The organism is Bacillus sp. 105MF, from assembly GCF_000374885.1.
Classification (GTDB): Bacteria; Bacillota; Bacilli; order Bacillales; family Bacillaceae_G; genus Bacillus_A; species Bacillus_A pseudomycoides.
In genome coordinates this window covers 37,299-56,841 of the sequence record NZ_KB895582.1, presented here as the reverse complement: position 1 = coordinate 56,841, position 19,543 = coordinate 37,299, and the positions used below count along the sequence as shown (strand labels likewise).

At 32.7% G+C, this 19,543-nt stretch carries 24 protein-coding genes and 6 pseudogenes; 4 read left to right on the top strand and 26 right to left on the bottom strand.

Annotation, left to right across the window (positions count from 1 at the left end; genetic code table 11):
• Window positions 1-201 precede the first annotated feature (201 nt).
• The 6 genes from C564_RS0121515 to C564_RS0121490 form a co-directional block, all read right to left on the bottom strand.
• Complete coding sequence (locus C564_RS0121515; RefSeq protein WP_026008655.1) at window positions 202-597, bottom strand: immunity 22 family protein; 396 nt, start codon at window positions 595-597, stop codon at window positions 202-204.
• A 61-nt stretch (window positions 598-658) separates the two neighbouring features.
• Window positions 659-961 (bottom strand): hypothetical protein, encoded by a 303-nt coding sequence (locus C564_RS0121510; RefSeq protein ID WP_018766791.1) that lies wholly within the window; start codon window positions 959-961, stop codon window positions 659-661.
• Window positions 962-1,082: 121 nt separating this feature from the next.
• A complete protein-coding gene (locus C564_RS0121505; RefSeq protein WP_018766790.1) occupies window positions 1,083-1,475 on the bottom strand; it encodes an immunity 50 family protein in 393 nt (130 codons plus the stop codon).
• Between the two features lie 148 nt (window positions 1,476-1,623).
• Entirely contained in the window at window positions 1,624-2,175 is a 552-nt protein-coding gene (locus C564_RS0121500) for an SUKH-4 family immunity protein (RefSeq protein ID WP_018766789.1), read from the bottom strand.
• A gap of 34 nt (window positions 2,176-2,209) precedes the next feature.
• Window positions 2,210-2,566 carry an SMI1/KNR4 family protein gene (locus C564_RS0121495; RefSeq protein WP_003203407.1) on the bottom strand — a complete coding sequence of 119 codons (357 nt, stop codon included), beginning with the start codon at window positions 2,564-2,566 and terminating at the stop codon, window positions 2,210-2,212.
• A gap of 108 nt (window positions 2,567-2,674) precedes the next feature.
• On the bottom strand, window positions 2,675-3,031 hold the full coding sequence (locus tag C564_RS0121490; protein WP_018766788.1) for an Imm3 family immunity protein: 357 nt from the start codon (window positions 3,029-3,031) through the stop codon (window positions 2,675-2,677).
• Window positions 3,032-3,309: 278 nt separating this feature from the next.
• On the opposite strand from C564_RS0121490, the pseudogene C564_RS36300 reads away from it, so the two are divergent.
• Both C564_RS36300 and C564_RS0121485 read left to right on the top strand, forming a co-directional pair.
• Window positions 3,310-3,429 (top strand): annotated as a pseudogene (locus C564_RS36300) (IS1595 family transposase); the annotation flags it as partial.
• 19 nt (window positions 3,430-3,448) lie between these two features.
• A complete protein-coding gene (locus C564_RS0121485; protein ID WP_018766787.1) occupies window positions 3,449-3,916 on the top strand; it encodes a hypothetical protein in 468 nt (155 codons plus the stop codon).
• Here the strand turns inward: C564_RS0121485 and C564_RS0121480 are convergent.
• The 9 genes from C564_RS0121480 to C564_RS0121440 form a co-directional block, all read right to left on the bottom strand.
• Window positions 3,898-4,395 (bottom strand): SMI1/KNR4 family protein, encoded by a 498-nt coding sequence (locus C564_RS0121480; protein ID WP_018766786.1) that lies wholly within the window; start codon window positions 4,393-4,395, stop codon window positions 3,898-3,900. The two genes, C564_RS0121485 and C564_RS0121480, sit on opposite strands and share 19 nt — an antisense overlap.
• Window positions 4,396-4,505: 110 nt before the next feature.
• A complete protein-coding gene (locus C564_RS0121475) occupies window positions 4,506-4,991 on the bottom strand; it encodes an Imm30 family immunity protein (protein ID WP_018766785.1) in 486 nt (161 codons plus the stop codon).
• Between the two features lie 112 nt (window positions 4,992-5,103).
• A complete protein-coding gene (locus C564_RS0121470; RefSeq protein WP_003203397.1) occupies window positions 5,104-5,469 on the bottom strand; it encodes a hypothetical protein in 366 nt (121 codons plus the stop codon).
• Between the two features lie 224 nt (window positions 5,470-5,693).
• The gene (pulA, locus tag C564_RS0121465) at window positions 5,694-8,264 is read right to left on the bottom strand and encodes a type I pullulanase (protein WP_018766784.1); all 2,571 of its coding nucleotides are present in this window, start codon (window positions 8,262-8,264) and stop codon (window positions 5,694-5,696) included.
• Between the two features lie 565 nt (window positions 8,265-8,829).
• The gene (locus C564_RS0121460) at window positions 8,830-9,321 is read right to left on the bottom strand and encodes a hypothetical protein (protein WP_018766783.1); all 492 of its coding nucleotides are present in this window, start codon (window positions 9,319-9,321) and stop codon (window positions 8,830-8,832) included.
• Window positions 9,322-9,437: 116 nt separating this feature from the next.
• Entirely contained in the window at window positions 9,438-9,632 is a 195-nt protein-coding gene (locus C564_RS37665) for a hypothetical protein (protein ID WP_018766782.1), read from the bottom strand.
• A gap of 320 nt (window positions 9,633-9,952) precedes the next feature.
• Window positions 9,953-10,495, bottom strand: coding sequence for a SecY-interacting protein Syd (locus C564_RS0121450; RefSeq protein ID WP_018766780.1), 543 nt, complete (start codon window positions 10,493-10,495; stop codon window positions 9,953-9,955).
• Window positions 10,496-10,573: 78 nt separating this feature from the next.
• Window positions 10,574-10,951, bottom strand: coding sequence for a hypothetical protein (locus C564_RS0121445; protein WP_018766779.1), 378 nt, complete (start codon window positions 10,949-10,951; stop codon window positions 10,574-10,576).
• 264 nt (window positions 10,952-11,215) lie between these two features.
• On the bottom strand, window positions 11,216-12,220 hold the full coding sequence (locus C564_RS0121440; RefSeq protein WP_018766778.1) for a hypothetical protein: 1,005 nt from the start codon (window positions 12,218-12,220) through the stop codon (window positions 11,216-11,218).
• 369 nt (window positions 12,221-12,589) lie between these two features.
• Between C564_RS0121440 and C564_RS0121435 the strand changes: the two genes are divergently transcribed.
• Window positions 12,590-13,411: an alpha/beta fold hydrolase gene (locus C564_RS0121435; protein ID WP_018766777.1), complete on the top strand. Its 822-nt coding sequence runs from the start codon at window positions 12,590-12,592 to the stop codon at window positions 13,409-13,411.
• A 54-nt stretch (window positions 13,412-13,465) separates the two neighbouring features.
• Here C564_RS0121435 and C564_RS0121430 read toward each other — a convergent pair whose 3' ends face one another.
• The 11 genes and pseudogenes from C564_RS0121430 to C564_RS0121385 form a co-directional block, all read right to left on the bottom strand.
• The gene (locus tag C564_RS0121430) at window positions 13,466-13,795 is read right to left on the bottom strand and encodes a hypothetical protein (protein ID WP_231382345.1); all 330 of its coding nucleotides are present in this window, start codon (window positions 13,793-13,795) and stop codon (window positions 13,466-13,468) included.
• A gap of 42 nt (window positions 13,796-13,837) precedes the next feature.
• On the bottom strand, window positions 13,838-13,981 hold the full coding sequence (locus C564_RS36295; RefSeq protein ID WP_018766775.1) for a hypothetical protein: 144 nt from the start codon (window positions 13,979-13,981) through the stop codon (window positions 13,838-13,840).
• 94 nt (window positions 13,982-14,075) lie between these two features.
• Window positions 14,076-14,268 (bottom strand): annotated as a pseudogene (locus C564_RS38255) (immunity protein YezG family protein); the annotation flags it as partial.
• A 6-nt stretch (window positions 14,269-14,274) separates the two neighbouring features.
• A pseudogene (locus tag C564_RS35185) lies at window positions 14,275-14,403 on the bottom strand (immunity 22 family protein); the annotation flags it as partial.
• Between the two features lie 125 nt (window positions 14,404-14,528).
• A pseudogene (locus C564_RS38250) lies at window positions 14,529-15,098 on the bottom strand (suppressor of fused domain protein).
• Between the two features lie 124 nt (window positions 15,099-15,222).
• On the bottom strand, window positions 15,223-15,651 hold the full coding sequence (locus C564_RS0121410) for an SMI1/KNR4 family protein (RefSeq protein ID WP_026008653.1): 429 nt from the start codon (window positions 15,649-15,651) through the stop codon (window positions 15,223-15,225).
• A 150-nt stretch (window positions 15,652-15,801) separates the two neighbouring features.
• Window positions 15,802-16,320, bottom strand: a complete 519-nt coding sequence (locus C564_RS0121405; protein ID WP_018766770.1) for an SMI1/KNR4 family protein — start codon at window positions 16,318-16,320, stop codon at window positions 15,802-15,804.
• A 155-nt stretch (window positions 16,321-16,475) separates the two neighbouring features.
• Window positions 16,476-16,946, bottom strand: coding sequence for an SMI1/KNR4 family protein (locus tag C564_RS0121400; protein ID WP_018766769.1), 471 nt, complete (start codon window positions 16,944-16,946; stop codon window positions 16,476-16,478).
• A 318-nt stretch (window positions 16,947-17,264) separates the two neighbouring features.
• Window positions 17,265-17,495: pseudogene (locus tag C564_RS38465) on the bottom strand (DUF3994 domain-containing protein); the annotation flags it as partial.
• 71 nt (window positions 17,496-17,566) lie between these two features.
• Window positions 17,567-18,301: a DUF975 family protein gene (locus C564_RS0121390; RefSeq protein ID WP_026008652.1), complete on the bottom strand. Its 735-nt coding sequence runs from the start codon at window positions 18,299-18,301 to the stop codon at window positions 17,567-17,569.
• A gap of 308 nt (window positions 18,302-18,609) precedes the next feature.
• Complete coding sequence (locus tag C564_RS0121385; protein WP_018766766.1) at window positions 18,610-18,891, bottom strand: hypothetical protein; 282 nt, start codon at window positions 18,889-18,891, stop codon at window positions 18,610-18,612.
• A 200-nt stretch (window positions 18,892-19,091) separates the two neighbouring features.
• Between C564_RS0121385 and C564_RS0121380 the strand changes: the two are divergent.
• A pseudogene (locus tag C564_RS0121380) lies at window positions 19,092-19,397 on the top strand (MFS transporter); the annotation flags it as partial.
• Window positions 19,398-19,543: the final 146 nt, after the last annotated feature.

Below are 19,543 nucleotides of genomic sequence, written 5' to 3'. Positions count from 1 at the left end.
TATGATATACAAGAAAATATATCCTTTTCAAAAAATTAAATAGAGGAAGTTTTCATGCGTTCATACTCTCCGAATATTTCTAGTAGCCTTATATTTTTCATTAAAGATTAAACGAAAAATTTAAAACACACTTATTATGCTTTGAGCGTTTCACCACATTATAAGCAGCAGATACTTTGACCATAAATGTCTTCACCAATATTATTCTTCCCACTCTTCATAAATAACTGCGCCAGCATAAACAAGGTGCTTATTTTCAACAGCATTAGCTTCGTTATATTCAAAATCATACACTCTAATCACTGTGTTATAACTCTCTAACATATGTTCCCCATAATAATCTATGAATTGAGATATAATCTTTTCATAATAAGATGCGCCTTCTAATAACAACTGTAAAGATGTAGTTGAAATATCAATAAATGTGATTTCCAATAGATCTTCATTGTAATTTATAAAATCAATTTGAAAATCTCTCATAAATTGTGATGGGATTCTGTCTCCCTGTTCATCAAATTTTATTTCCACATACTTTTGCAGCATTTCTTTACTCTTGAAATTCCCTAGCCATAGAGACATTACCCCTGGATTTTCGATATTAACCCTCCTTTATGCATTCTTACTCGTTTATTAGGGGTCGTTTTATTTTGAATTCTCCTTACCCACTGCTAGCATCGTCCTCTTCTATTAATAATGCATCCAAACGCGACCTTTGTTTTGCAATCTGCCTGGAAGTTTCCATACCATTTGTAAACATTGCAACTGTTACCTCACTAATCCCCTCATCAGTTTGCTTGAAAATCCTAAATTGCAGCTTATTTGAAGACAATTCTTCATTTAAATTCTTCATTTTTTCCATTTCTTCTGAATTCCGACGGTTAACAGCCATTACCGGATATTTATTTTTTATATTAGATTGAATTTCAGATAAAGAGCAATTTGTATAGTTTTTTATTTTCATTAATAAGCGACCTTTAATACTTAATTCAAGAATGACAGAATATATAGCCTAATAATACTCCTCTTCAAATGTTACATTTTATAAAACGTAGGTGTTCTTAAAATCAGCTACTATAACTAGGTCACTGTGTTCCTATTAAACCTGGGATTATTTTCTCTATTCTTGCCCAACTAAATAAGCATTCAACTTGCATTTGATTTCTACACTTAATTTTTAATACCCCTTCTTCTTCAATAGCATTTATTTCAAATTGATGAATTACATTGTCTGTTCCTATATCTTTGATTATTAAATCTTGAATACAAAAGAATGAAATTTCTATATAAATTACATCCCATTTATTCCATCGCTGTGGTTTATTTTCAACAGGTTCCTTTGTCATGAGTCGGATAACTAAGGTCGGACTATCTCTTTTAAGGTGAACATCTAATAACTCTGATTGTTCAAACTCTGGTATCATTCCAAAAATACTTATAAGTGCTTGAGGATTTAAGATTTTAAGTTGATTAATCATTTTTATATACCTTACTTTCTTTAATTTTCTTTTCAAAATAATGGGGCTTCATCTCAAAATTCAGAGAAAAACATGTAGAAAATCATCATTTATGTAAGCCTAATAGCTGCCATAACGATAAAGTACATTATCAATAAAATACACTCCGTCATTCAGTAAGGTTTTCAAGCTCCTCAAACCAAAACGTATTCTTTTCCACAGCCTTTGGATCGATACGCCCTAATTCATTTTTAAACCAGATACGCACTGATTCTGGAATTTCATTGTCTAAAAAAGCAAATTCACCATTTATCTGAATCGCTTCATCTATTAACTTAGAAAACAATAGAAGGCTTTCTGCAAATTGATGAATGGAAGAATTAATGAAGATTTCTTCATAGTTGTTGTCGTGATGTAAATAGACTACATTATTTGTTCTCTCATCAATACAAAGCGGATCACCAGAACCAGTCGTACCTATAAACCAATAAAACTCAAAATCTATTGGCATGCCAAATTTTTGAGTTACATTCTGCATTAATTCAGTTGCGTTATCAAACTCTATAAATGGAGCAACCGATGCTGGAAGACCCGCTTCACTTAAAAACCTTCTCGTATCACTAGATAAATTTGTATGCTGCATTATCTCTCTATCCAATTTGTTTAATGTCCCGTCTCTTTTTTCATTCCATCTATCACAAAATTCTTTAGGTGAACTCATTTAAATACCCCTTTCCTTTTTTCATCCCCATAATTTACTCCTCTTCCATTCTATTGAAATCAATCATTTCCCTAATCGCGAACTCCAGCCATTCCCAAAAATCATCGAATTCCTTCCTCTGTTCAAACCCTTCTGTAGCGAAGTCATGAATCACTTGAACCTTTTGTCCTTTTCCAAATTCAAAGCAGGCAATATCATCATTATCATCTCTTCTAGCAAAAGGAACTAATTTTCTATTTGGATACCTTTCTTTCAAATCAAGAAAGCGTCTAGTTGCTTGTGCTGATTCCATCATATACCATAAATCAAAATCCACTAAATGTAATTCAATTGCTTTTCTATATGCTTCTGGATATTCAAACCCATCTATCTTAATAAAATAGCTCCCCACTCAAATTCCCGCTTTCTCATTTATTTTGAGCAAAACAAAGATATAGCTTTTCTCCTACTCGTTTATCTTCAAATACTTCCTCTTCAGCACTAAAGAGAATAAACCGCGCTATTCTGCTGAAGGATTATAATCAATCTCTACTTTTTCAAGACCTTCCAATACTTTATGTATTCTGTTAGATAAATCTCTTATTTCTTCTTGTGTTAATTCCCCCATTGCGTCTAGTGGATTAAACTTGCTTAATCTCTTTGTTATACCTTTTATATACCCAATGAAAACTTTGTCATGAGATAACACTATTTCACCTACAGCTGTATCAACAATTACGTCTTCTATTTCTCCGAGATTTATATACTCATAACAAGTTCTCGCAATTGCATCTTTCTGTCCTCTATCTAAAGTTAAAAAATCATTATAGGCCTCATTAATGGCTTCAAACAATTCATTGTATTCCCAGTTTTCCATTTCTGGTCCCTCCATTAGGTATTCATTATCATGTTGAATTTAAAGTAATTGTTTAGGCATGAAAAGCTAAGTCTAATTTAAAATCACCATGTCAGTTCTCCTTTTCCTACCTTTCTCCCATCATTTTGATTGTCTACCACTACATTTTACAATCCTAGCAATTTTCAAATCAAAAAACTTGAAAGGCATTGTACAATCAAGTTTTTTACTACTGTTTATTTAACGCTGTTTTCGCATAGATTGTTGCTTTCTTGACCACCTCGTTGATAGCTTGATACAATCGTGTCCAAGGTGTGGCTACAAAATACCTTGATAACTATCTCTATTGGTTCCGTTGGTTAGAAATAGACAAGCATTTAGCATTTGAAAAACAAGTAGAACAAATGCTAAATGCTTGATAAGGAGGCGAAAATTACAATGGATGAATTACTTTTAGAGATTGAAAAATTTAGGAATTGGGCTAAAACAGCAGATAAGTCCTTTGGTGAATGGGAAACTGAATATCTCCATTGGGATAGAATATATCGCCTTGTTAATATGCTAGTAGATGCTTCTCCTGTTGGAAAATGGAGTTCTGACCTTCTAAATGATTTTCTATATATTTTAGCGAGAGACAACGAATGTGAAATAATTATTGATACTTTGATAGAAAATCCAAGCCAACTTCTATCCCTTGCGAAACACTCGGTATCTTTTCCAGACCACGATGCCAGGTGGCAAATAGCTTATGGACTTGGAGAGATATCTGAGAATAGCGAAGAAATCAAAACTCTCCTTAATCAATTTTCACTTGATGAATTTGAATACGTTAGAAGAAGAGCATCATTTGCATATGAGAACAGCGTTATTTTAAAATTTATGAATGATTATATGAGTCCATCATAAGCATCTCCAAGTGATACAAAATCACTCTGCATCCAATACCAATACTTCCCCTTATTATGTATAAGTCTTTCAAGTAGATCTATAAACGATGTTGCAATGATTTGTGATTCCCCTGCAATTCCATGACGATCAAAGAAGCTATCATAACATTTCCCCAATCTATTTCGATTTAGGTCAATTGTTAAGTATTCCTCTTTTCCATCATTACATATAATATACCAATTGGAAGTAATATCATCTTCACACTGCTCACTTATTATTATTGGATTTGCTAAAATAAATTCTTGTGGGGAGACAATATAAATCGGATACTCCTCATTCTCGAACAAAACCGCTCCTCCGCAAAGACTGTAAAATCCCTTTACATCCTCAGGTAGGATATGCTTCTTCTCATTAATTATCGGTAATCCTGCAGGCTCAAGCACACGACAATCAGATAAAGACTCTATTTGTGCAATGAGTTGACTCCTTTTTTTCATTTCTATCACTCCTAAAGTGATATTGATTATATTCTTATTAGCGAATTTGAGTACATTTTTATAGCTACCTTCCTCTCATTTATTGCCACTCAAATTTCTTTTGTACTGTTTCAATTCACTTCATTGATTGCGGAATGACTTAATATAAAATCAACCTTTTCCGCAAATAACTCCGGCATCTCACTCTTTACATTACATAAAATATCTTTCACTATTTGTTTCGTATGCTCATCAACCTGTTGTAAAGCTTTAATATATGGCAAAATTAACTCTTCTGAATTTAAAAGTGTTCGATGAATTCTATCTGCCCAAAATTCTGCCTGGGGTAACATATTTGGTATTCCATTCGCTAACTGTACAAGTCCATCCTCTAATCCATTCCGGCTTGCAATATAAAAAATGGTTTCAATTACATCGCTGTCTGCAGAAGGTTCCGCTACCTCGTCTTCAAATATTTTACAAAGTTCTGGAATCACTTCATTTCCTGCATGAAATGATAGTTCATTTAATATTTCTTCAAATTCTTCAATATCATCGCCTTCATTTTCCATAAAGCGCATTTTATATAAAATAGCAAGTTGTTCTTTATAACTCATGATGTACCTCCCGATTTTATTGTTATTCACTAATTACTAGAATACAAAACACTATTTAAACAATTATGATGTAAAAAAACAGCAGAGTTTTTAAAATCTCTGCTGTTTTCTGTTATTTAACTTCTAACGTGAACCAATTATTTATTGAATAGACAAGCGTTACCAAACAGCCGATTACACCAAACCAAATAGCATTAGGATCAATCTTTGAACCAAATAATACTGCTATTAACGATACCATACACAATAGCATCGCTAGACCATTAATCTTAATTTCGACTATATCGCCACTTTTTACTTGCTTTTCTTTACTTCCAAAAAATAATTGATTTGCTTTTATCTTCGCTTCTTTTACATCAGAAGGGAGCGTGTACTCTTCATTATTTTCTAATTTCATTACAACTTCATTATCCACTTTTAAAGCTACTCTTGTAGCCCCACCCATCATACCTGTTGCCCTTATTACTTTTATAGCCATTTTAAACTCCCCTTAAACTTTTGTTCGTCTAATAAAAACCTTCCTACTTTTCAGTCTAGTATATTCCCTACAATTTTTCATCTTTTTTCCATAATTTATATTATCATATTTGGAATTAATTTATTAATAGGAGTATGATTGTTTCTACCTTTTACTTTATAGTCTATGATGAGAATCCTGTTTCTCTCCAGATATGGTTAGTGGATTTTTTAAATCATCTATTCTTATTTAATCGGTTTCTCTGTTTTTAAAACAAATGAACTTAATGCGGGAACCTTAATCTTATTATCATGGAAAACATACAGCACTTTACTTCCTGCACGTTCACCATCTACTAGCACTTTCCAAGGACCTTTTGATGGAAGAGTAATTTCCACCGCTTCTCTATTCGCATTGTGAGCTACAACAAAATATTCGTTTTTATTACCATTTGCTTTGCCATCTATTGTATAAGCTACAACATTTTTTGGCGCATCAATGAACGTTAAATGTTTTTTTATTTGTTCAGCAGATGTCATGCGAAAAGCTGAATGGTTGTTACGCAACTCTATTAAGCCTTTCATATACTCTACTTCTTTATCAAATGCTGCACGGCGCACCCAATCCATTTGGTTAATAGAATCAGGAGATTTGTAGCTATTATGATCACCATATTTTGTACGCATGAACTCTTGGCCTGCATGCAAGAATGAAACCCCTTGCGATGTTAATATGATGGAAGAAGACAACTTGTGCATTTGTTTACGTACTTCTTCACTGTCGCCAGGATTAGTCAACTGAAGCTTATCCCATAATGTATGGTTGTCATGTGCTTCAACATATGTCAGAACCTGCTCAGGATCCTGATAAGTATACACTTTTTTATCATAGTCGATACCAGCCGTAATTCCTTTTTTAATGCGTTCTTCCATGTTTTGCATTCCGTTCACAAAACCATTATCCTTATCCCCGAATACGCTTCCTTTCAATCCATCACGAATATCGTCATTAAAATGAGCGATTCCTTTCATTTTCTCCGCATTTTTTTGATTTGCTTTTAACTCAGGCGCTAGAGGCGTATTTAAATCCCAACCTTCTCCATGAAGAATAATAGAAGGATCAATTTGATTAATGGCTTTACGTATCGCATTCATTGTTTCGACATCATGAATACCCATCAAATCAAAACGGAATCCATCTAAATTATACTCTTTTGCCCAATACACGACGGAATCTATCATAAATTTCCTCATCATCTTTCGTTCAGAAGCCGTATCATTCCCTACTCCTGTTCCATTTGCGAGTGAACCATCCTCATTGTAACGATAATAATAACCTGGAACTAACTTGTGGAAATTGGATTCAGCCGCATTGTACATATGATTATATACAACGTCCATCACAACACGAAGATTATTATCATGAAGTGTTTGAATCATCTGCTTTAATTCAGTAATTCGAACAGTGGGCTCATAAGGATTAGTAGAATATGAGCCTTCTGGTACATTGTAATTTTTCGGATCATATCCCCAGTTATATTGTGGTTCATTTAATTTTTCTTCATTTACTGAAGCATAATCAAATATCGGTAAAAACTGGACATGAGTAACACCAAGATCCTTAATATGATCAAGACCTGTTTTTACGCCTTCGGGTCCTCTCGTTCCTTTTTCTGTTACACCAAGATATTTTCCTTTTTGTTTAATACCACTTTCAGGTTGAATGGAAAGATCACGTACTTGTAACTCATAAATAATAGCATCTTCCGGCTTTTTAAATTTCGGCTTTTTGTTCCCCTTCCAATTTTTTGGATTTGTTTCTTTTAAATCAACGACTGCACCTTTATCACCGTTAACAGAAGCAGCACGCACATATGGATCAACGGCCTCAGTCCATTTGTCCCCAATCTTCACCTTATATGTATAAAAAAGGCCCTTTTGATCACCTGTCAGTTTTGCAGTCCAAGTTCCTTTTCCCCCTTGATCCATGCTGATTTCAGTACCTTTTTCATCATTCCATTTTTTATAAGTAACCAACTTTGCCTCGCTCGCAGTGGGAGCCCACAAACGAAACTTGGTTTCCTGTGGCGTATATGTATTCCCTAAATCATTACCATCATAATAAAATAAATGATCAAATTCCTCGCTACGAATTACTTTACCAATTTCAGTATTAGCTTCAATGGAATTTCCCATTTTGATTTTGTATGTTTTTTTTAAATCAAGATTCTTTTCTGTAATGATTTTGACCTTATTGGTAATATCTCCATTATTTGTGTCATAAGGACTAACTTTCTCAATGTTAACGCCCTCAATTTCAATTTTTTGCTCCTTAATATTGAATGGAGCATTGGTAGTTATAGTGATTTCATTGAAGCTATCAATAGTCGCCTTCTGAATAGAAAGTTCAGAAGAAGGCTTAGAATTGTAAACTTTATCATCGCCAGAAAGAATCCATACTTCAGCACGGCCATCCTTAATATTTTCAATCCAACGATCACCACCGTCTTTTTCCCATTCATTCGTACGAACTATAAATCCGACACGATTATAATCACCATCTATTTTCACCTTAGCATACTTACCAAACTCATCTTCCCCAGTAAATTCATAGGACCTGCCACTCGTATTTTCGGCCCACATCCAAAGATTCCAATCTTTTATATTTCCAGACTTCTCCTTATAATGAACGATAATTTCAGTTGTTTTCGTATTTGATTCTGCTTGTACACTCTGAAAAGAAAAACCAGATAATAGCATAGCAATTACAGTAAGTAATAAAAACGTCTTGTTTATTAATTTTTTTGTAATATACACTCCATTCACCCTTTCTTAAAATATTACGAATAATTCATTATGAGTAACCCTGCATAAGTTAATCTAGAAATCGCTTTTATAACACCTCCGTATTGAATGTTCTTACTTATGTATTTCAATGATCTTTTAATAGAAAAACCAAAGGTAGAAAGGAATAAGAAATTAACGAAAACGTTTGCATTAAATATCAAAAAAAAATACTTACTTATTCCTTTTTATGTCTCTAAATATCAAAAGATCATGAAAAACATTCTAAAGAAAACGTTTGTTATCGCTTTCAATTTTATAGCACGAACCATAAAAAGGTCAATATATTATTAATTTTCTGTTTTTACCCTATGTACATATTGTTAACATGTAAAGTTGTAACTCATTGAAGATAGTTAAGCATGGATATATTTTGACTTTGAAACTTCATCTCAGCGTCAACACATAATAAAATTCTCCCACTTTACATAATAAAAACTCCCCTAAATACATCCACGTGTTTAGAGGAGTTGGGGATTATTTTATTTTTCAAGATTCATGTATTGAATCCTCTTTCTTTATAACTCGCTTATATTAACTATCTCTTTTCAAAATAAGCGATAATTCTTCCATCACCAGGGTACTCACCATCCCATCCACAAGGAAAACCACCTGCTTTATAGATTTCAAACATAGTTTCAAAGAAATCGTTATTTTTCCCATTGATAGCACGGCTAAAAGAACAATTATTGAGGTCAGCTACAACATCATTGAAAAATCCCATTCTAACTGCACTCTGCCTTACATGATCGTCAATAACCTCTAACATATTATGTAATTCCTTTGGTCTTTCACTTTCTGATAACCTATAATACACTCCCCGAACTTTACTCTTTTCTAACTCCCTTATATCTGTCCACGTGTATTCATCCTCACCATATACTTCCTCATAAACAAGAAATTCCGCTTGCTGCATATCGGTAACGATAGCTATTTTATTCGAAAGTTTTTTAGTTAAAGAGGAAAACTGAAAATCCTTTGAGAAATCAACTACCTCTTGTACCCATTCCTTGTATTCCTCACCGTTCATTCCTTATTAAACCACCTTTCTTGATGCTTAATTACACCTCATTGAGACCATTCGTAAACGAAACGCTCGAAAACTGTTTTCAAAAATCATTACCTATTCTTTTTCATATAATGATATTAACTCCAAGGACTCCCTAATCGAACTTCGCCATTATAATAAGCAACCCAAATGAATTCTGTCATTCCATGTTCTAAACTAATATTAAACCAAATCATATATTGCGGTGAATGATCAACTACTCCTACTTTAAAAAATCTCTCTTTATAATCAAATGTTGCCTCGTATCCAAAATGTTTCAGTACTTCTATCACTTTTTGAATGTTGTAACTTCCTAATCTATCATCTAAATCGTTAGAATTCCCTCAAAATCGATTAGACATCGCTTGATATCTATCAATAAAATTTATTTTTTCTAAAACCTTTTTAATTTCTGGCTTCATTTCTATAGCCATACTTATTGTTCCACCCATCTCATTTCAATATTATATTTTTCATTACACATATTACTCTTTTCTTTCTCTAATTTATTCATCATCTTCATCAGCAAATTGCCATTCTACTTTACCCATTTCATTCCATCCCCCAATCACCTAAATCATTATGTGTCTCTTAAATAACGAATTGCATCGTATTACTCTATTTTTATTTTTAAATTACTTATTAATTCAACAAGTGAATGAGAAAGCAGTTCATTTTCTTCTGTTTCAAAATTCTCTATGAATACCTGCCCTGTTTCATTATCAACCGTAATAGCCATATCTTCAGGAGAGATGAATCCCATTTGAATATATCTAAGTTGCCTTCCCCTATTTTCTTCGTATTGTTTCATTACTTGAAAAAATTCTAATAGGCTTTTACCAGGTTCTACAGGTTCAAGATTAACAAATCGCGAACCATAAAATCCTTGCAAGTTTAGAAACCAATATGAATTAAAGTATTCCTTAATAGAAAAATGGATTTTGAAATCAAGTACCTTTTCAATTTCCGAAAAATCATCTAATCTAACTTTTTCAACGGGTTTCCAATACACGTACTCTTCTTCATCTGGATGTCCCAAATATAAAATAGGCTCCATTTCTTCATCCCAAGGTGCTTTAGGATGTGTGCCATATTTCTCTTTCCAAAAATACAAAAGGTGATGAAAGTACTGTTCTAATGATTCTTTCATTTCCACGTTATTCTCCCATCTAACTTAAGCAATTAGCAATTGAAACCGCTTAGCAGTCTTCTAATCTTTTACCCTGAACCTACCTTATTTGGGTAAAACGTATTCTAAGTATTCCTCATCCCATACAAGAACGTGATCATCTATATTCACATGCCACTCGGCACCTAAAATGACACAACGGATTTGTGAAAGCAATCCATTCCAATGTTGAAAACCCTCCCATTGTGTATAATCTCCGTTGTCGGGTAACCTAGTTGAACCTGCAAAAATTTCATCGTCTTCCATTAGATTTTCTTGATTATATACAGTAAAATCTTCCCAGTCATATCCTTCACCCGTATTATGATATTTCTCAATTTCTTTATCGACGGAATATTCCAAAATCAATTTATCAATGGCTTCCTGTTCAGTAGTAGTAAGCTTTTGTTTACGGTTTGCAGAATAATAAATAGAAACACTCATTTTATAATCCCCCTCTATTCATGTTATTTAAAAAATTGTAAATCTCCGCTTAAAGTCTTCCAACGTTTATGATACATCTACTATTATTTTTTACATTACTTCAAAATGAAGAATCCTGTAGCATCAAGATAAGCATCACAGATTTCATCAGAAGGGATATATATACTTTCCCTGAAATTTTCACTTTCCCAATCGTAATCTCGATAGATTTCCTTATCATATTGCGAGGAAGTTGCTATATGATAAGGAATCAATTTTTAGTTTTTATTCTTCCACTAAGAATTTTTTTACAGCAGTTTCAATTTGTTCTCTTGTTTGCAATTGATTAAGTAAAAGACTTCTTGTATAAGATGATTTCCCAGTATTAACAAATTCCATTTCAAAATTATTGTTAGGTTTTTCTGTTTGCAATAAAGAAGACACTTTGTAAATATCGTCAATGAGTTGTGGATTTTTCTTATAATTCAACATGTCATCTTTAAATTGTAAAATCACCTTATAAGTTTTGCACTCTCCGTTTTCTATATAATTACAGGAAATGCTTTTGAACGTTACATAGTCATTTTCAATTTCTTTCATTTTGTCATGAATTTGCGTTAGGATTAAATTGTTCCAATACTCTTCTGAAGCATTTTTCATTGCGAATAGCAACTGATCTCTTGATTTGATTTCTTGTATGTTTTCCAAATTTAAATGAGGTAACTTATCCTTATTATCTACCATTTCAATTTTTGTTATTTGTTTATTATTGTTTTGAACAAGTTGCAATAGAGAAAATAAACGATCGAGTTCTTTCGTTTCAAATTGACTGTAATCTAGATTTTGGACAGATTTTAACATTACAAATAACTCAGAAGGAACCTTTCTATGGCTTTCTTCCATATCATCAATTATATATTGAATTACATTTTCATCAGGTGCTGGAATGTATCCCAACTTTTCAATTTCATTCAATAACGGTTTGAATTTTTTATACTCTTCATTTATCTTTAAACCATTTTCATAATCATCCCCTATAATGGTAGAGTTAAATAGGCCATTCACTTCTACCTGAAACTGAATGTTCTTATTATCTTTCACTTGAACCGTGTGCCAAGTGTGTCCCCCATTCCCTCCATTTATACTGCCCCACTTCGTTACGATAACATCAATACTGTATTTGTCTTTTATATATTTTTCTATTGTTTCGTCCTCTGTGGTTTGAGAGAAAATAAGCATAAATAATGCAATAATAGCAAGTGCAATTATCACAGTTTTTTTTATATTCACAATTCACTTCCCTACTATATTTTAACATATAGCCTTTCTCTTTCTTCATTCTGCATGAAATTCAATTCACATCCATTAACTTAAGAAATTCGTTGTTCCAAAAGCGAAACATACATTAAATGCTCATAAATAACTGTGGAGAGACAAAATTTTAGTTTTGAGATATTTTTAATCCAACATGATTTCAAAACAACAATTTGAGCGTAACTGTAAACTATGGTGACTTTGTTTCTTAGTTAATTTCTGCATTTTATATCATTTGCCAATCATATAAAGTAAAGAGGACTACCGATTATAGTTAAAAGCGACAAAAATTGAACACCTTATTCATTTTTTATGATAGATAAGAAAAAAGGAGAGATTTTACAAATGACTGTAGTGAAGAACGGAACATTGCAAGTACCTGGAGCGAGTCTTTACTATGAAATTAGAGGAAAAGGACCTGTACTTCTAATGATCCATGGCGGTGGTGGTGACGCTGATAAGTTTCTTAATGTCGCTAATCATCTTGCTGATTGGTATACAGTTGTTACTTACGACCGCCGTGGTCATTCCCGCAGTCATCCTACCGATCAAACTGAGGATTACCGCGTAGAAACACATAGCGACGATGCTCACCGTCTGCTAGCTAAACTGACCGATGAACCGGCATACGTATTTGGAAGCAGCTCTGGTGCTGTTATTGGACTTGATCTGTGCGTACGCCATCCGGAGCAAGTAAAGCTACTAATCCCTCACGAACCCGTCTTATTGCAACTTTTATTCGGTGATGAGCAGGTGCAGGCTAGAAAGTTCATGGAAAACCTTATGAAAAATCATCAAAATGAGGTCATAAAGTTATTATCAAATATAGGAGCGGGCACTAACGATCAAAAACAACCGAAAGATGTGCAAACAGAGCGGATGCTTAGTAATTCAACGTATTTCGTTGAGTATGAAATCCCTGGCACCCTCAATTATTCACTAGATATCGATGCATTGCAGACTGCATTAAAATCTTCGCCGATGCAAGTACTTCCAGCCGGTGGAAGTGATTCACGAGATTTTTTCGCTTATCGCTGCGCAGTCGCATTATCGGAACAATTAGGAACAGAAATTGTGGAGTTTCCAGGGCATCATGGAGGCTATAACACAAGTCATCATAAAGAATTTGCTGAGAAATTACACGAGATTTGTTCTTCACGTTTATAAAAAAACAAAAACTAGCAAATTTTATTTTGCTAGTTTTTATTTGTTCCAGTACTACTATTCATCGGAATCATCACCAAATATTACATTATCAATTGCTTCCCTGTTTTTTGCAACTCCTTCTATTGTCCCAATTAAATTTCTTACCATCTCAAGTGTAATCAATTCTTCCTCTTCATAAAGTTTTATACATGCTCCCATTGAAAGTAATTCCTCGGCACAGTTCACTAAAGATCTTAATTGATCTGCATCATCATAATTACATTCCATTACAGGCTTTTCTGTTTTCATCTTTTGTTTGATTTCACTTATCGATTTAGACGTTTTCTTTCTAATCAAAGGCAGATACTTATTAGAATTCGAATCATAAAGCACTACTACATTCACAGTAAACAACTCTACTATCCCTCCTTACATTAAGCTCATTACTTAAAGATTAGACAAAAGGCATTGTTGCATAGATTTGATTTCTTCCTTATCTTTTTTTATAGTTTGAAAGACTTTTTCAGCAATAGTCAAAATAAAAGCAACCTTTACATCATCTTCTATAGGATAGATTAAATCGCAGTCCATATGTCACCTCTGATGTAACAATTATATATTCAACGAAATTGATATTTTGCATTCTATATAACTTGAATCTATATTCATCTAATTACAAAAATGCTTACCGTTCCTTCTTTTTCTTTATATATTCTCTAATTAGTTTTACATCATTTTCCCGATCCCATTAGGGAAAATTCCTAACTCTTCATACTTCCATATAATTAAGCGTTCATAATGGTTGTAACTATGTTCTCTCTCTCTAACGGAGCATAATCAAATTCCACATCAAACTTGCCAGTAGAATATAACTTAAATTAACCTAAGTTGAAATGTTGTTCGAATATGGAGGGGATACTATCTCCTTCTTCCATATATTTAATATTTGTATAGTTTTCAAGCTCAGCATTACTCTCAAAATTCCCAATCCATACTGTTACTTTTTCATTCATCTTATACTCCCCCCTTTAATTCTTTTAATGAGCCAATTTTTTAGTTTTTTCAATTTATCTTTTCTATGCTGATATGCACTATTTCGTCTGAACCATTACAAACTTATATCAAAACTAGCTAACTCTCAATTAATAGATTCCCTGCTAACATGAAATGGATCCACATGATTCTCTTCTAATAATTCCTCAAATTTCTCTGCCCCATATTTTATAAAATATTCATATTCCGAATCCGAAATAAAAAATGCCAGCAAAACCTTCCCATCTTTTTCTGCATTTCCAGTAAACACATGGCAATATTCATCTGGGAAAGCAAATGGTTCAGTAAAGTAAACTGCACTTTTATTTTATTTTTGAACAAATGACGTATCAATACTTTCAATGCCGCTAATTGCTGTTCCCCGACCTATCTTTATTCCGTTAGCTATACAATAAAATAAAGCATTTGCAAGAATATATCCCGTACTACGAAATGCTCCATCAACTACCATTGAAACCTCAACATTATCCCCTACTATTTCTTCATATTTACTAACTCCAAGTGTATTAAAAACAAGACATTGTTCAAATACATTTTCATATTTCAAAATTTGTATACTTGGCATATCCTTACCATTTTTAAACACTTCTCGGTCCATTGGTTCACCTAAGTATTTACTATAATGATCATAATACAGCTCTCCATATTGAATCATTCTTTGAATTCTCCTTTATACGTTCCATTTCCATCTTTATACACATGAATTTTTATTCTTTTCCCCTAAAGGCTATACAGCTGAATTGATAATCCCTTTAACGAACTTAGAAGACTGTTTAACTTTACTCCTCATATAAATAATCAAGAAATTCATTTATATTATTAGCTAAAAAATACATGTTTTTCATGCCATCGTGCTCTTCATCATGAGCCCAATGAAAAATTTTTTCACAGTATTCCTCATTAATCCCCAAACATATTTGGTTACCGCCAGGATCATCTGCAATTGGTATAAATCCCATATCTAAAAGATCATCAAAAAAATCTATTATTTTCTCCAAATTATCATACATACTCCCAATTCCATAGAAAATATTTAATACACTTTCTCCTGCATCATCAGAGATTTTATACATACTTGCCTTTGGATAGCCTCCATTATATTTTAATAAAAACTCTCTATAATACTTCGGGAATTGCAACTGATGTTTTTCCTCAAAAGCTTCTAATTCTTCTAATGATAATTTTTCATGAATCATTTCAATCTCCAACGCATTCCCACTCCTTGGCAAATTTTTTCCACCATCTCTTTTTGAGTGTGTATCATTGGCATAAGTTGGTTAGACATATCCTCTTTCAATAAAAATCATTTCTCTCTATTCTGTAATACTCTAAATCTGTTAATGAAACTTTATTATCTGCTACTTTCTTAAAGCAAATACTTCTTCGCGATTATAATCAATCATCGTTAAAAAGTACTCTTCAAAATTTTCAAATCGATCTATTTCCTCTCCAGCAAACCAAATGACCGCTCCAGGTATGGAGGAGTTCGGCAAACATAATGTAAATAAATCTCTGTCAAATTCCGTGACTGCGATTGGCAATAATTGATGCCGTAAAAAGCCACTTTCTCTTAAGACGTCGTCCTCTATTGTGTGGAATAATACTCCTGCACAATTTATCATATGAGTTTCTTTCAATTGTTCTATCCCAAATAAATCAACTGTTTGATACAACCCTTTCCAACCATTAGCATATCTCAGGAAATCTCTATACTTTTGATCAAGTTTGTATCCTATTGTTTTCTCAACAAGGCAAATCTCTGCCTTATTTGCTCCAACCTTTGGAAAGTGATGCGGCCATATTTGCTCCACATCCTGTTTCATCAATTCCTGCTTCACCGCTGTCATTGTCGATATATGACCCTTCCAGTTTGTCATCGTTTAAATCCCCTTTTATAACCAAAAATATTGTATAGCATAACGAATATCAATTGTAAAATCCGTATTCAAGATAGACTCTATATGTATACTACTTATCATTCACTAGACGACTTTGCCGATTATTGTTTTGATGAATAGCAACCTAAGATTTATTAGTGAAGCATGTCCAGAAACTGTTGAAAAGTATTTGTAACATAATAAACTACTGGCTCAAGCTCAGCAGAATTTTCATGATCCCATACGCAAACTGTAGGACTATTTCTTGATTCGCGAAAATCTAAACATAAAACATCATCAGCAAACAATACAGCAATTGGCAATAAAGCTACTCCCAGTAAATCTCCATCATCTGTAAGTCTCTCATCAAGTTGAGACCATGTTGCATCTATATCAAACATGCCATTTTCAATATGTTCTGGAGTTTCAAGGATACATAAGAACCGAATAACTGCGTAACTATGATTCTTACGAATAAAAGAGTTCTTTTCTGGAAGTCCACCATTATACAGTTTTATGAAATTCTTATAGTCTAGTGGTAATTCAACTCTCCAATCCTCTTCTTTCTTACATATTAAGTTTTCAGAAGGTAACGGAAAAATCACTGAATCTTTTTTTATTCCCATAAAACACACTCCTCTTTTCTATTTTCGTAGCGCAGCAACTTATATTTTATACTATAAGATTATTTATAAAATAAAGAGAATTCTCATGAAATAATGAGTTTAAGAATAGTATGCGTCCAAATTTAGGAGGTTGATCCGATTTGACGCTTACGTAACTAGCTATATTTCAGACTCATACCTCCTTATGAATAAAGGACTAGGTTAATTACAACCCAGCCCTATATTTCTACTAATTTACTTTTGCTTTGTATATCGAATCGTTTGATAAGACTCTACATCAAACATTTGAACCCTGTTGTCACCGAAACTTTGAATTGTTCACGGTATGTCTTTTCTAGCAACATCGAAAGGTTTACCATCTAGGATTGATTCCTTAATGTGTATTTTTAACATATAACCGTTATTTGTATACTCACAAGTTCCTGCAACATAATCATCTTTACTCGGATATCTACCCTTTGCATACAATTCAAATGTTCCATCTTCTTTTAAGATAAGTGAAACAGTAAAATTACCGTCTTTCTCAAAACCCCAAGTATCTGCTAATTCTTTACCATCAAAGTTACTTCGTAAATTGTACTATCCTCGTGTAGCAATATAAAACAAACTATATTCTCCTTCTAGATAACTGTTTTTTCCTCCATAACAGTATTCCTATTCACTATATTCAAGTAGAAATGCGATACTGTTGTAATATAGTATGGATAGATCCAAAGAAACGGGATACCAAGTGTAAAAAATCCGATGATAATCCCTAAAATAAACCATCCGATAAAACTTAACGATAGTAGGAATAAATCTAATTTATGTCCTTTCATCAGTTCTTGGCTCTTTTTAATTGCTTCACTCGCTGTATATTCTGGATGATCTAACAAAATATAGTAAGCCATAGAATAAGAGATAAATTTTATAATACCTGGTACAATTAATAATACACTCCATAAAAGTGTGTATACAGTCATTAAAATAGTCACCTTCATAGATCTAAACACATTACTTTTTCGAAATCCTTCAAATAACTCACCAATTGTAGTAGATTCTTTTTTCGCTAAACGCAATGTAACTTTAAAATACCCATAATTCATAATGCCTTGTACAGCTATTAAACAAATAAATAGAGCAGCGAAAACAAGTAAATAAGAAAAAGCACCTACTGCATTTAACTTTTCGTCTCCTGTAATCGAATAACTAGAATTCATTGTTTCACTTAATAAGATACCCAGTAACAACAGTGGAAATCCTATAATAAACATACCAGCCCTGGAAATGACATGATAAAGAAACGATGACAATACCCCCAATCCCCATCTGTCTTTTAATGAAGATAAGGCCGCTTTTTTTAAGTCACTAATCATTTTGATCCTACCTTTCAATTTTTTCCTCTTATATGAATTACTTTTACACAAGGGATAATAGCATATTTTAACAATATTGACATTATATATAATTCCATTAATATCTAAATGAATGATGAAACTTTTCCAAAAGTGTTATTTTTAAGTAAGTATCAAATTCAGTACTTCTAATGATTTTTTATAAAACTACTTGACTAATCTTAGTATGTTTATTTTAAATCTATTAATTATGTAATTTATTTAAAAACTCCGTGAATGTACTTGCTGCATAAAGCTCATTACCAAACTGCAGTCATTCTATAATATCTTTAATTAAGTTCTAAATGATCCAAAACACTCTGAATTAGCCATTTCAGTTTTTCTTCATTCATCTTTCTCATACCATATTTTTTAACGAGTCCGTGAACCATATCCCAATCTTCTATGTGCAAAATTAGCTTTAACTCTGCATGAAGTTTTTTAAGATACTCCATATTTTCCAATGAGTTAAAATCGTGAATAAATTTATCCAATTCATCATAATCCGCACTTACGTTAAAATAGCATTCAAGAAAATATTTAAAAGTTTCAAAGTTCAATTTCTGATTCAAGTTTCCCCCTCTTACTAAAGTTATTTTACGATTAAAAGATTAATCATAACTCATAAAACTATTCTAGAATTAGCGATATCTAGTTTTTTAATACACGCATAACTTCAAATATCTTTTAATTGATATCTGTTAAGTTAATATGTTAATACTTTCCCTAAATAAACAGGCTTTTATTTTCTTATTCACTCCATACACTGGTTAGTAAAAAAGTATTCGTCATATCTATGGTTCTATTCTCTAGTTCATTTGCATTCATGTATGCACCATTACTTGATTCTTGCATTTGTACAATCGAGAAAGAAAAAACAGGAACAGCAATCGGGTTTTATAATTTAACACTCAATGTCGCGATGTCAATCGGTATTGCCTATACAGCAGCAACGATGGACCATTCCGCAATGCGCCAAAGCTTCCTAGGAATTGCAAACAATGCGGACGCTTCCATGTTTAGCAATATCCTATTCATTCTCGTACTCATTGCCCTTTTCAGTTTATCTCTATACTGAATATTAGTAGGACGAAAACCGACAAAATAGATATATTGTCTATTTGTTAACTAGTCATATAGAATAACGATTCTTTCATAATTAGAACCCTAAAACGAGAAGTTTAGGGTTCTTTTTTATAATTTATAAAATATAAGAGATGTTTT